At 66.4% G+C, this 12,453-nt stretch carries 10 protein-coding genes; 5 read left to right on the forward strand and 5 right to left on the reverse strand.

The genetic code is table 11. The features are described 5' to 3' along the window. Positions 1 to 176 precede the first annotated feature (176 nt). Positions 177 to 926, forward strand: a complete 750-nt coding sequence (locus ACYVGS_RS16300; RefSeq protein WP_460589746.1) for a proteasome-type protease — start codon at positions 177 to 179, stop codon at positions 924 to 926. On the opposite strand, the gene ACYVGS_RS16305 is transcribed toward ACYVGS_RS16300, so the two are convergent. The 3 genes from ACYVGS_RS16305 to ACYVGS_RS16315 are packed head-to-tail and all read right to left on the reverse strand — an operon-like array spanning position 880 to position 4,303. Beyond that, positions 880 to 1,923, reverse strand: a complete 1,044-nt coding sequence (locus ACYVGS_RS16305; RefSeq protein WP_460589747.1) for a zinc-binding metallopeptidase family protein — start codon at positions 1,921 to 1,923, stop codon at positions 880 to 882. The two genes, ACYVGS_RS16300 and ACYVGS_RS16305, sit on opposite strands and share 47 nt — an antisense overlap. After that, on the reverse strand, positions 1,920 to 2,858 hold the full coding sequence (locus ACYVGS_RS16310) for an alpha-E domain-containing protein (RefSeq protein WP_460589748.1): 939 nt from the start codon (positions 2,856 to 2,858) through the stop codon (positions 1,920 to 1,922). The genes ACYVGS_RS16305 and ACYVGS_RS16310 overlap by 4 nt, the downstream gene beginning before the upstream one ends. Then, a complete protein-coding gene (locus ACYVGS_RS16315) occupies positions 2,855 to 4,303 on the reverse strand; it encodes a circularly permuted type 2 ATP-grasp protein (protein ID WP_460589749.1) in 1,449 nt (482 codons plus the stop codon). Before ACYVGS_RS16315 ends, ACYVGS_RS16310 begins: the two co-directional genes overlap by 4 nt. A gap of 177 nt (positions 4,304 to 4,480) precedes the next feature. Between ACYVGS_RS16315 and ACYVGS_RS16320 the strand changes: the two genes are divergently transcribed. The 4 genes from ACYVGS_RS16320 to ACYVGS_RS16335 all read left to right on the forward strand — a co-directional run bounded on the left by ACYVGS_RS16320 (position 4,481) and on the right by ACYVGS_RS16335 (position 9,863). Then, positions 4,481 to 6,646, forward strand: coding sequence for a molybdopterin oxidoreductase family protein (locus tag ACYVGS_RS16320; protein WP_460589750.1), 2,166 nt, complete (start codon positions 4,481 to 4,483; stop codon positions 6,644 to 6,646). Between the two features lie 33 nt (positions 6,647 to 6,679). Next, positions 6,680 to 7,276 carry a LemA family protein gene (locus tag ACYVGS_RS16325; RefSeq protein WP_460589751.1) on the forward strand — a complete coding sequence of 199 codons (597 nt, stop codon included), beginning with the start codon at positions 6,680 to 6,682 and terminating at the stop codon, positions 7,274 to 7,276. Between the two features lie 8 nt (positions 7,277 to 7,284). After that, a complete protein-coding gene (locus ACYVGS_RS16330) occupies positions 7,285 to 9,258 on the forward strand; it encodes a M48 family metallopeptidase (protein WP_460589752.1) in 1,974 nt (657 codons plus the stop codon). A 203-nt stretch (positions 9,259 to 9,461) separates the two neighbouring features. Beyond that, a complete protein-coding gene (locus tag ACYVGS_RS16335; RefSeq protein ID WP_460589753.1) occupies positions 9,462 to 9,863 on the forward strand; it encodes a helix-turn-helix domain-containing protein in 402 nt (133 codons plus the stop codon). 89 nt (positions 9,864 to 9,952) lie between these two features. Here the strand turns inward: ACYVGS_RS16335 and ACYVGS_RS16340 are convergent, their stop codons facing one another. Together ACYVGS_RS16340 and ACYVGS_RS16345 are read right to left on the reverse strand one after the other, a co-directional pair. After that, the gene (locus ACYVGS_RS16340; RefSeq protein WP_460589754.1) at positions 9,953 to 11,248 is read right to left on the reverse strand and encodes an adenylosuccinate synthetase; all 1,296 of its coding nucleotides are present in this window, start codon (positions 11,246 to 11,248) and stop codon (positions 9,953 to 9,955) included. A gap of 24 nt (positions 11,249 to 11,272) precedes the next feature. Continuing rightward, the gene (locus tag ACYVGS_RS16345; RefSeq protein ID WP_460589755.1) at positions 11,273 to 12,442 is read right to left on the reverse strand and encodes an ATP phosphoribosyltransferase regulatory subunit; all 1,170 of its coding nucleotides are present in this window, start codon (positions 12,440 to 12,442) and stop codon (positions 11,273 to 11,275) included. Positions 12,443 to 12,453: the final 11 nt, after the last annotated feature.

A 12,453-nucleotide genomic window follows, 5' to 3' on the forward strand; every position in this document is an offset into this window, starting at 1 on the left:
AAACCGGCAGAGACCGTGAATTTGCGGTCATACGCACGCTTTGCGGCCCGCCTCGCCACTGGCACTGACCCGCGGCAGTCGGACGGGGGTGGGCTTACAGTGGCATTCCGGCAGGCCTCGCAGTATGCTTGCCCGCCACCACTGCTGTTACAACGGCCCAGCCCGGAAAACCCTCAATGACCTACTGCCTCGCCATCGCCGTGGAAGACGGCCTGGTCTTCTGCTCCGACTCCCGCACCAATGCCGGCCCCGATCGCGTCAGCACCTACAGCAAGATGCACCGCTTCTCGGTCGCCTACGATCGTTCCCTGGTCTTGCTGAGCGCGGGGAACCTGGCCACCAGCCAGGCGGTAGTGGCGCAGATTCAACGGGATCTGGAGGAGGACGCCGAGTTCAACATCCTCAAGGCGCGCTACGTCGCGGACGTGGCAGACTACGTGGGGGAGCTGAATGTGCGCGAGCAGCAGAAATACAGTGGCAACAGTGCGCCGGGGGCCGGCTTCAACGCCGCGGCGACCTTTATCCTCGGGGGGCAGATCAAGGGTCACCCGCCGGCCCTGTACCTGGTCTACCCCGAGGGCAACCACATTACCGTCTCAGAGATCTACCCCTACCTCCAGATCGGCGAAACCAAGTACGGCAAGCCCATCCTGGACCGCATCATCCGCCCGGACACGCCCCACGAAACCGCGATGCGCTGCGCACTGGTCTCGATGGACTCCACCACCCGCTCCAATGCCACCGTGGGGCCGCCCCTGGAGTGCCTGTTCTACCGGCGGGACAGCCTGAAGCCCTTCGAGCGCTATTTCAGCCTGGAGGAGCACCACCCCTACCTGGCGGAACTGCGCCAGTCCTGGGACGACAACATCCGCGACGCCTTCAATCGCCTGCCTTCGCTGGAGACAGTGTTCTCAGACGCGCCATGATCTGTTCCACGAAGGCCAGCTTGTCGGCCACCTGGCTGTTGATCACGAAAGGGTAGGCGTCCCCGCGCCCGACACTGCGGTTCAGTTCGTTCAGTGTGACACTCAGGTCCCGCCACAGGTTGATTCGCTCGGCAATCGGCCGCGCCGGCGTATCCTGGGGGACCAGACCGTAGGCCGCGGCGGTTTCCAGGGCGTCGTGGATATGCAGGTAATGGCCCCAGGTCTCCGCCCAATCCTCGGTCGGGTGAACGCTGGCATAGGCGCTGATGTAGTGACGCCGCCAGTGCTCCGGTGGCCCCTGACTGTAGTGCAGGGAGAGGGCCGATGCGTAGTCGCGACTGTCGTCGCCAAACACCTGGCGGAAAGCGGCGCGTAGTGCCGCATCGGGGTCGAGACGCGACCAGTAGTAGTGGCCGGACTCGTGGCGCAGGTGCCCAAGCACCGTGCGGTAGTTCTCGTTCATCTCCTCGCGCACGGCGGTACGCGCCACGTCGTCGGCTTCCAGTGTGTTGATGGTGATAACGCCCCCCAGGAAGCCGGTACTGGCGAAGGTCTCGGCGTACTCCTCCCGGCTGCGCCCGTCCTCCAGGAAGTCCAGCAGAAGTCCGTGGCGGGGGTCGCGCCAGCCATCCACCAGCGGCAAACCCAGCGTCAAGAGGGTATAGAACAGCCGCTTCTTGCCCTGTTCGAGGACCCACCAGCGATGCAGGTTACCCGGCAACGACAGGTTGGGAATGACGCGATTGAACTGGCAGGCAAAACACAGGGGGTGTCCCGAGTCCTCGGCACACAGCCAGTTGCAGACCTGCCAGCGCTCGCCATTATCGCAGAAGCGGAGGGGGCGGCCGGCACTGTCGGCCCAGCCCCCATCCGGCTCAGGATACACCGCGCGCATGCACAGGCTGTCGGGATCGAAGCCCAAGCGCGCCCCGCAATGCAGGCATTCGCGGCTCTCGAAGAAGGCCTGGGTTCCACAGTCGCAGTAGTGGCGTTTCACTGTGGTCTGACCCGGAACCAGGTCTCGCTCAGCGCGGCGTGCAGTTCGCCCAGGAGCCCCTGGAACTGGTCGATGTAGCGCTGCAGTTGCGTCGGGCTCATCTGCTCCACATTCAGCCGCGCCAGCTTGCGGCGGGCCCGCTCCACCACCGCAAGCGCCGCCTGGGGCTCGTGCAGTGGGCGTATCTCCTCGCGGATACCGCGCAAACAGAAATCCACCGACCGCGGCAGACAGGGCTCACGAAAGACAAAGGTAATTGCCTGCTCGGCGTCCACCACTGGCGCAATCATGCGGCGGTAGGCACCCAGGGCGGAGAGCGACTGCAGCAGCGCACTCCACAGCGGTGGCTGCAGGGCGAGAGAATGCGGGTCCCGACCCAGCAGTTCGCGTACCCCGACGTCGATCAAACGCGTAGTCATGTCGCAGCGCTCCAGCAGCTGGCCCAGCTTGAGAAAGCGATAGGCGTGGTCCCTCGGCAGGGTGGACGCCAGCAGACCATTGATCAACTGGCAGCGATTGACCACTTCCTCCAGGTACTGCTGGCGCTGCCGACGGCCCACGGATCGCTCCGCGGCCTCCTCGGCATAGAGGTGCAACTCGTTGACCAGCTCCCAGGTATCCTCGGGCAACACATCCCGCGTGGTGCGCACGTTTTCCCGCGCCCAGCGCAGAGCGTGGGGAATAGACGAGGGGCTATCTCCATCCGCAATCAGGAAGCGCAGGACATTCTGCTCCGACGGCACGCGGAAACGCGTGTAGAACTGCGCTTCGGCATCCAGGATGCGCACCAGGATATCCCAGCCGGGCTCGTTACCCCGGGGCAGGTCCATGATCAGGTGATTGTAGGCGGCGATCAGCCGCGCGGTATCCTCGGCGCGCTCCAGGTACCGGGTGGTCCAGTAGAGGCGCTCGGCCACCCGCGAGAGCATGGTCATACCCGGCCCTCCACAATCCAGGTGTCCTTGCTGCCGCCCCCCTGGGAGGAATTGACCACCAGGGAACCGCGCACCAGCGCCACCCGGGTAAGCCCTCCGGGAGTTACCCAGGTCTCCCTACCCTGGAGAATGAAGGGGCGCAGGTCCAGGTGTCGCGCCTCGACACTGCCGTCGATAAAGGTTGGCGCGGTGGACAGCGAGAGGGTTGGCTGAGCAATGTAGTTGCGCGGATTCTCTTCGATCAGGCGGGCGAAACGGCGGCGTGTCGCGGCGCTGGCATGGGGGCCCACCATGATGCCGTAGCCGCCGGACTCGTTGACCGGTTTCACCACCAGCTGATCGAGGTGCCGCAGCACGTGCTCCCGGTCCGCCTCGCGCTGGCAGAGCCAGGTGGGCACACTGGCGACTTTCGGCTCCTCGCCGAGATAATAGCGAATCATCTCCGGCACGAAGGCGTAGATCGCCTTGTCGTCCGCCACTCCGCTCCCGGGCGCGTTGGCAATTGCCACCTTGCCTGCGCGCCAGGCGCGCATCAGGCCGGGCACCCCGAGCATCGAATCCGCGCGGAAGGCTTCGGGGTCCATGAAATCCTCGTCGATCCGACGATAGATCACATCCACCCGCACCGGCCCGTCCACCGTGAGCATGCTGACCACATCGTCGTCCCCGACCACCAGGTCGCTGCCCTCCACCAGCTCCGCCCCCATGCCCTGGGCCAGGAAGGCGTGTTCGAAATAGGCCGAGTTGTAGATGCCCGGTGTGAGCACCACGATACAGGGGCGCTTGCGCTCCCGCGGCGAGAGGGAGGCGAGGGTCGCGTAGAGTCGCGAGGGGTAGTCGTCCACCGGCAGAATGCTGTAGTTCTCGAACAGCTCCGGCAGCACACGCTTGGTGATCTCGCGGTTCTCCACCATGTAGGAGACCCCGGAGGGCACCCGCAGGTTGTCCTCAAGGACGTAGAAGCGGCCATCCGCATCGCGCACCAGGTCGGAACCGCAAATGTGTGCCCAGACGCCATAGCGCGGCGACATGCCGGCACAGGGAGCCTTATAGTTGGGCGACTCCAGCACCAGCTCCGCGGGCAGCACACCGTCGGCGAGGATGCGCTGGCGATTGTAGATGTCGTCGATAAAGGCGTTGAGGGCGCGGCTGCGCTGGGCCAGTCCCGCGCTGACCTGCTGCCACTGGCGCGCGGAAATGACCCGGGGAATGATATCGAAGGGCCAGGCGCGGTCGATGTTCGCACCCTCGCTATAGACCGTGAAGGTGATCCCCATTTCGCGAATGGCCAGTTCGGCCGCCGCGCGCCGGGCGTGCAGTTCCTCGGCTGTGAGCTTCTGCAGGAGGTTGACCACACCCCGGGCGGGGACCCGCGCCTTGCCGCGCTCGCTAATCAGTTCATCGTAGAACTCGCCGCTCTGATACGCGGCCCAGCATTCATTCATCGCCGCTGCCTGCCAGACTGTCCAAAGCCCGAGATTACACAAGCCCCCAGGCCGCCGCCAGCGCCAGCAGGGCGCTGCACTGCATTGGTTCGGTCGCACCGCGGCGGTGCCACCAGCGTCGCGATGGCCGCGCAAAGGCAGTAGACTGTGCTGAAACCCTTTAGGGGAAGGCCGCCCATGCCAATAACAACGCACCGCCGGGCCTGCCACCTGTGCGAAGCCATTTGTGGTCTGGTGATAGAAACCGACGGCGACGAGATTCGCCGTATCAAGGGGGACCCCCAGGATCCGCTGAGCCGGGGACATATCTGTCCCAAGGCGGTGGCGCTGCAGGACATCCACACGGACCCCGACCGCCTCCGCCGCCCCTTGCGTCGTATCTCGGCCAGGGGGGAGGAACCCCGGTTTGAAGAAATTGACTGGGAGACGGCCCTGACACTGGCCTCCGACGGCCTCGCCGACACGGTGTCGCGCCACGGCGTCGACAGCCTGGGTGTCTACCTGGGCAACCCCACCGTGCACAATCTCGGCATGATGACCCACCAGGGCGCCCTGTTCCGTCTGCTGCGTACCCGCAATCGCTTTTCCGCCACCTCCGTCGACCAACTGCCCCACCACCTAGCCGCCCTGTGGCTGTTCGGCCACAAGTTCCTGTTGCCGATCCCGGACATCGACCGCAGCCAGTACTTCCTGATGCTCGGGGCCAACCCGATCGCCTCCAACGGCAGCCTGTGGAGTGTGCCCGATGTTCGCCGCCGCATCCGCGACCTGCAGGCTCGGGGTGGCCAGCTGGTGGTCATCGATCCGCGGCGCACGGAGACCGCTGCCATCGCCGACCGGCACCATTTCATTCACCCCGGCAGCGATGCCCTGTTCCTCGCCGCGCTGTTGCACACACTGCTGCGGGAGGAACGCACCGGGCCACACGCGCTGGCGGCTCTCACCGCAGGGGTGGAAGCGGTGGGCGAGGCCGTGGCGGACTTCAGCCCCGAGGCGGTGGCGCCCCACACCGGTATTCCGGCACAGGCCCTGCGCGAGATTGCCCGGGAGTTTGCCGCGGCGGAGGCCGCCATCTGCTACGGACGCATGGGGGTTTCCACGACGCACTTCGGTGCCCTCAACCAGTGGTTGATCCAGGTCATCAATATCGTCACCGGCAACCTCGACCGCGCCGGCGGTTCCCTGTTCAGCTCGCCGGCCGTCGATCAGATCGCCGCCACCGGCCCCGGCGGCTTTGCCCGCAATCACAGCCGTGTGCGCGGGCTCCCCGAGTTTGACCGGGAGCTTCCCGTCGCGGCCCTGGCTGAGGAAATCAGCACACCGGGGGAGGGCCGGATCCGGGCACTGTTCGTGGGCGCGGGCAACCCGGTGCTGTCCACACCCAATGGCCGCCAGCTCGACCAGGCCCTGGAGCAGCTGGACTGGATGGTCTGCCTGGACCCCTACCTGAACGAGACCACCCGCCACGCCGACCTGATCCTGCCACCCTGCTCGCCCCTGGAGAGCGCTCACTACGACCTCGCCTTCCACCTCAATGCCGTGCGCAACACGGCCCGCTACTCGCCCCCCGTCTTCCCCAAACCGGCGGGCAGCCTGTACGACTGGGAGATTTTCAATGCCCTGGGGGAGAAAGTGGCCGGCAGGCTGGGGCATGACTGGCAGGCGTGGCCGCCGCCGGAAGACCTGGTTGACCAGGGGCTGCGCCACGGGCCTTATGGCGCGGCCCAGGGCCATCCTCTGGGCCTCGACCTGGCAACCCTGCGCGAGCATCCGTCGGGACTGGATCTCGGCCCCCTGCAATCCCAGCTCCCCGGCCGCTTGCGTACCCCCGACCAACGCATCCACCTGGACCACCCCCTGCCGCTGCAGGACCTGGAACGCTTGCGACAGGAACTGCAGGCCCCCCGGGAGAGCGGCCTGCGTTTGATCGGGCGCCGCCACATCCGCTCCAACAACTCCTGGATGCACAACTATCACCGGCTGATAAAGGGGCGGGACCGCTGCACCCTGCTGATGCATCCGCAGGACATGCGCCACCTGGACATCGGCGATGGCCAGGACGTGCGCGTCAGCTCCCGTGTCGGCAGCCTGACAGTGCCGGCGGAAGCCAGCGAGGACATGATGCCGGGGGTGGTCAGCCTGCCCCACGGCTACGGCCACGGGCGCCGCGGCGTACAATTGGGTATCGCGCAACAGCACGCCGGTGTCAGCTGCAACGACCTTACCGACGATCACTGGCTGGACGCACTCTCCGGCAATGCCGCACTCAACGGCGTGGCAGTAAGCGTGGCCCCAGTCACGGATTCGCCAAGCATACCTGGCCCGCTCGTCGGCATGGAGTAGAATGCAAACATCACACGGCGGGGAGAACCGGCAATGGAATTTTCCACAATAGTGTTCTGGCTGGTACTCCTGGGGCTCGCCCTGTGGGTGGTCGCCATCTACAACCGGCTGGTGGCTCTCCGGAACCGCTATCTCAATGCCTTTGCCCAGATCGAGGTGCAACTCAAGCGCCGCTACGACCTGATTCCCAACCTGGTGAACACGGCGAAGGGCTACCTGCAGCACGAGCGGGAGACCCTCGAGGCGGTAACACGCGCCCGCAACGAAGCCCTGTCGGTCCTCGAGCAGGTCGGCGCGGGTGCCGGTGGCGGCGAGGCAATGACACGCCTGGCCGGCGCGGAAAATGCACTGCAGGCAGCCCTGGGCAAACTCAATGTCACCCTCGAAGCCTATCCCGACCTCAAGGCCGACCAGACCATGCAGCAGCTGAGCGAGGAACTCACCAACACGGAAAACCGTGTGGCCTTCGCCCGGCAGGGCTACAACGACGCGGTGATGGCCTATAACAGTTACCGGCAGAGCTTTCCCCAGGTTGTGCTCGCCGGCACTTTCGGCCATCCCGCGGACGCCAGCCTGCTGGAGTTTGATGACAGCGCGCAGATCCAGGTAGCACCGCAAGTCAGCTTCTGAACGCCCACATGGATTTCTTCGCCCGGCAGGATGTGGCGCGGCGCAATACCCGGCTACTCACCCTGCTGTTCCTGCTGAGTGTCGCGGGCCTGATATTGCTGACCCACGCTGCTGTGTCGGTTTTCCTGTGGCGCAGCGGCCCGGCGGATGTCGCGCTGGGCACATATTTCAGCTGGTCGCGCCTGGGCAGTATTGGCCTGCTGATCGGCGGCAGCGTGGCGCTGGTGTCGCTGTTTCGCTGGATGCAACTGGCCACGGGCGGCAAGGCGGTGGCGGAGGCCCTGGGCGGCACCCGGGTACTCACGGAAACCCGGGACCCCGACGAGCGCCGAGCCTTGAACGTGGTGGAGGAAATGGCCCTCGCCGCCGGCATGCCCGCACCCTCCCTGTACGTGCTCGACCGGGAACGGGGCATCAACGCCTTCGCGGCGGGTACCGCGCCGGCCAATGCGGTGATCGGCGTGACCCGCGGTGCACTGCGACAGCTGCGACGGCATGAGTTACAGGGTGTCATCGCCCACGAGTTCAGCCATATCCTCAACGGCGACATGCGCCTGAACATCCGCCTGGCGGCGCTGCTCAAGGGCATCACCTTTATCGGCGACGTCGGCCACTTTCTGCTGCGCAGTGGGCGCCACCACCGCACCGGCCTGGACCGCCACCGGCGCCAGGGCGGCCCGATGCTGCCGATACTGGGGCTGGCACTGTGGATACTCGGCTGGCTGGGCGGGGTTGCGGCGGGCTTCATCAAGGCCGCCATCAGCCGCCAGAAGGAGTACCTGGCCGACGCCTGCGCGGTCCAGTACACCCGGGACAACCGGGGCATTGCCGACGCCCTCAAGGTTATCGGTGCCTACGTCCCCGGCACCCTGGTACACGGGGCGCGGGCGGCCGAGCTCTCGCATATCTTTTTCGGCCAGATCGAACACCGTCTGTGGCAGGTCTTCGCCACCCACCCGCCCCTGCCGGCGCGAATTCGACGACTGGACCCGGAGTGGGACGGCCAATGGATCCAGCGGGAGGTGCGCCATTACGAGGAACTGCCGCGGGAACGCGGGAGCGGTGAAGTGGGGGTGGGACGTGCGGCACTGGTCACCGCGGCCGCCATCGCCGCCAGCCGGACCGAGGCAAGCCCCGCCAAGCCCGCAAGCTACGAGCCGGACGCCGGCAGCGAGCCCGCGAATACTCCACCGGCGGACACCCTGGACCTGGAGACCGACCTGGCCCGGCAGTCCGGTCTGCCCCTCGCCTTCAGCCGGCAGAGCCAGGACCCTCTCGGCGCGGTGGCCCTGATGCTCTCGCTGCTGATCAGCGAGCACGACAGCCTGCGCCAGCGGCAACTGGCCCAGCTGTCAGAGAGCACTTTCCAGGGGCTCGCCACCCTGGTCAACACCCTGGCACCCGGTATCAACGCCCTCGGGCCCGGCCAGCGGCTACCGCTACTGAGCCTCTGCCTGCCGGCACTGCGGGAACTCTCCCCACAGCAGTACCGACACTTCAAGCAGCTGCTCATGCTGCTGATCCGCAGCGACCGGCGCACCGAACTGCAGGAGTGGTGTCTGTACCAGTTGCTGCGCCACTACCTCGACCCCGAGTTCGTGCGGGCAAGCCCCGCGCCAGTGCGCTATCGCCATCTGAAACGGGTGCGTGAGCCTCTACAGGTGGTACTGTCCATGCTCGCCTGGCAGGGAAGCGGCGAGGCCAACCATACCTTCCGCCTGGCGGTGGACGCACTCGGCCTGCCGCGGCTCACCCTGCTGCCACCGGCGGACTGCTCGCTGCAACGATTCGGACGCGCCGTGGACCAGCTCGCAGCCTGCTACCCGCTGCTGAAACCGCGGATTCTCAAGGCCATGACCGCGGCCGCAGGCAGCGATGGCGAATTGACACCGGTAGAGCGCGAACTACTGGCGAGCATCGCCGCGGTGATGGATTGCCCGCTACCGGATGCCTTGCAACTGCCCGCCGCGACCGGCAACTGAGGCCACCTCGAGGGGGTGAGCAGACGGTGGCGTATCAAGCACCACCAGCCAACTTCCTGCAAATGCGTCCATTTCGCCGCCTTGGCGGGCACGATTGCCGTGCTTTGCTATGCTGAATTCAACGGTGCCAGCACGCACCGTTGCCCGCCAGGGACGGCGGGCAGCAACCCGCCCCAGACATGCCGAACAAGGAGGTTCAGGCCATGGAAGCACATCTCTCCCCCACACCGGGCGTATTCCACAGCCCGCTGGCGCTTGCCACCCACCGCTATCGTCCGCGGCAGCGGATGAGCGACCGGGTGACCCACATCCTGCTGCGCGCAGACCTGGCCCGGGTACGCGCCGGCGAGGTCGCCGAACGGCTGGGCTTCAGCAGTACCACGCTGCGACGACGCCTGCGCGAGGATCACACCCGCTACCAGATTCTCCTCGACCGTGTGCGGCAGTACCGCTGCGAACAGCAGATGCGGGAAAACCCGCGCATACCCGGGAAGTGCCTGGCGGTGGAGCTGGGCTATGTGGAGGTCAACAGCTTCTACCGCGCCTTCCGCCGCTGGACCGGGGAGAACTTCGGCGTCTATCGCGAGCGCTTGCGCTGGGAGTGACCGCCCCGCGCGGCCGCGCCAGCGGCCCCGTGTCGCCAGTCGGGGCCGCCCTGCCAGCGACAGGAAGACGTCGGGCAGTAACGCCGGCCTCAGCTGTCGAAGGGGTGCCGCAGGACGATGGTCTCCACCCGGTCGGGACCGGTGGATATGATGTCGATGGGCGCACCCACCACATCCTCGATCTTGTGAATGTAGTCGAGTGCGGCGCGCGGCAGCCCGTCCAGCGAACGCACACCGAGGGTGGACTCCTGCCAGCCGGGCACGCTCTCGTAGACCGGCACCAGGCCCTCGTAGTCGTCGGAGTCCACCGGGTTGGGCACGGGCCGGCCCTCGCTGTCGGTGTAACCGACGCAGATCTGGATGGTCTCCAGGCCATCGAGCACGTCGAGCTTGGTCAGGCACAGGCCGGATACCGAGTTGATATTCACCGCTGTGCGCAGAGCCACCGCATCGAACCAGCCGCAGCGACGCGGGCGCCCGGTGGTGGCACCAAACTCGTGCCCCCGGGAGGCCAGGTGGGCACCTGTTTCGTCAAACAATTCCGTGGGGAAGGGCCCGGAACCCACACGCGTGGTGTAGGCCTTGGTAATACCGAGGACGTAGTCCAGGTAGAGGGGCCCAAAGCCGGAGCCGGTGGCCGTGCCGCCAGCCGTGGTGTTGGAACTGGTCACGAAGGGGTAGGTGCCGTGGTCGATATCCAGCAGCGAGCCCTGGGCCCCCTCAAACAGGATTTTCGCTTCGGTCTTGCGGTACTCGTGGAGCAGAGACGTGACATCGGCGACCATCGGCAGCAACTGCCGGGCCATCTCCAGGGTCTCGTCCAGCACCTGCTGGAAATCCAGAGGCGCCACCTGGTAGTAGTGCTGCAGCTGGAAGTTGTGGTAATCCAGCACCTCCTCCAGCTTGCGGGCAAAGCGCTCGGGGTCACGCAGGTCACCCAGGCGCACGCCGCGACGCGCCACCTTGTCTTCATACGCGGGGCCAATGCCGCGCCCGGTGGTGCCAATCCGCGCATTGCCACGGCGCGCTTCCCGCGCCTGGTCGAGGGCGACGTGGTAGGGGAGAATCAGCGGGCACGCCGGCGAGAGACGCAGGCGGTCGCGTACCGGCACACCCTTGGCTTCCAGGGTTTCGATCTCCCGCAGCAGGGCATCGGGGGCCAGGACCACGCCGTTGCCGATCAGGCACTGCACGTTTTCCCGCAGGATGCCCGAGGGAATCAGATGCAGCACGGTTTTCTGCCCCTCGATCACCAGCGTATGCCCGGCGTTGTGACCACCCTGGAAGCGCACGACCGCGCTCGCCTGATCAGTCAGCAGGTCGACAATCTTGCCCTTGCCCTCGTCACCCCACTGGGTGCCGAGAACCACTACGTTCTTGCTCATGCGTGTCTTGCTCTTCAGGTTTGGTCAGCGGTTGAGAGGTTGTACCTGCCACGTTGCGCCCTGGAAAACCAGGGTGCGATCACAGCGGGGATCGGGGTCGTCACCCAGGCGTCCAATGACCACCTCACCCGACTCGCGCAGGCGCCGGACAGCGGCCAGCAGGTCGGGATCCGGTGTCGAGGGTGCATCAATGGCACCACCGGCACTTTCCGTCGGCGGCATCAGGGTCATCAGGGCCTTGAGGTCGGTGGCAAAGCCAGTGGCCGGACGGGCGCGGCCGAACACCCGGCCCACGTCGTTGTAGCGGCCGCCATTGGCCAGGGCCTGGCCGTGACCGGGCACATAGGCAGCGAATACCACGCCGGTGTGGTAGTGGTAGCCGCGCAGCTCTGCCAGGTCGAAATACAGTTGCAGGTCGGGCTGCACCGCGCGCAGGGCGCCGGCGATGGACTCCAGGGCCTCGACCGCCTGCAGTGCTCCGGGCGCCTGCTCGGCGAGCTGCTGGCGGGCTCGCGCCAGTACCTGCTCATCACCGTGCAGGTCCAGCAGCCCGGTGATCATCGCCGCGACCGGCGCCGGCACCTCACCCAGGGCCACGGCCAGGTCGGGTCGCGACTTGCGCTGCAGGGCATCGAACACCGCCTGCTCGCATTCGTCATCCAGCTGGGCGGCGGCGAGCACGGCTTCGTAGACTCCCACATGCCCGAGGTCGAGAGTCACCCCCCGCAGGCCCGCACTGGCGAGTGTCGCCAGCATCAACTGGATGATCTCGAGATCCGCGGCCAGGCTGTCGTCGCCGTAGAGCTCCGCGCCAACCTGAATGGGGGAGCGGGAAGCCATCAGCGACTTCGGCCGCGTGTGCAGGACAGAGCCGGCGTAGCACAGACGGGTAATGCCCGGCTGGGCCAGGCTGTGGGCATCAATCCGGGCGACCTGGGGTGTAATATCGGCACGCACACCCAGGGTGCGTCCACTGAGCTGGTCGGTCATACGGAAGGTCAGCAGATCGAGATCCTTCCCCAACCCGATCAGCAGGGACTCGGTGAACTCCACCAGCGGCGGAATCACCAGCTGGTAGCCCCAGCCGTGGTAGAGATCCAGCAACTGTCGGCGCAGGTTTTCCACCACGGCCGCCTGGGCGGGAAGCACTTCCTCCACACCGTCCGGCAGTTGCCAGCGTTCCACTGTCACCATAAGCCCTGTTC

Source organism: Haliea atlantica (assembly GCF_054779855.1).

Bases quoted from the DNA above. Each gene is read 5' to 3' on its own strand.
- ACYVGS_RS16300 (WP_460589746.1), top strand. From the start codon at position 177: ATGACCTACTGCCTCGCCATCGCCGTGGAAGACGGCCTGGTCTTCTGC.
- ACYVGS_RS16310 (WP_460589748.1), bottom strand. From the start codon at position 2,858: ATGACCATGCTCTCGCGGGTGGCCGAGCGCCTCTACTGGACCACCCGG.
- ACYVGS_RS16315 (WP_460589749.1), bottom strand. From the start codon at position 4,303: ATGAATGAATGCTGGGCCGCGTATCAGAGCGGCGAGTTCTACGATGAA.
- ACYVGS_RS16320 (WP_460589750.1), top strand. From the start codon at position 4,481: ATGCCAATAACAACGCACCGCCGGGCCTGCCACCTGTGCGAAGCCATT.
- ACYVGS_RS16325 (WP_460589751.1), top strand. From the start codon at position 6,680: ATGGAATTTTCCACAATAGTGTTCTGGCTGGTACTCCTGGGGCTCGCC.
- ACYVGS_RS16330 (WP_460589752.1), top strand. From the start codon at position 7,285: ATGGATTTCTTCGCCCGGCAGGATGTGGCGCGGCGCAATACCCGGCTA.
- ACYVGS_RS16335 (WP_460589753.1), top strand. From the start codon at position 9,462: ATGGAAGCACATCTCTCCCCCACACCGGGCGTATTCCACAGCCCGCTG.
- ACYVGS_RS16340 (WP_460589754.1), bottom strand. From the start codon at position 11,248: ATGAGCAAGAACGTAGTGGTTCTCGGCACCCAGTGGGGTGACGAGGGC.
- ACYVGS_RS16345 (WP_460589755.1), bottom strand. From the start codon at position 12,442: ATGGTGACAGTGGAACGCTGGCAACTGCCGGACGGTGTGGAGGAAGTG.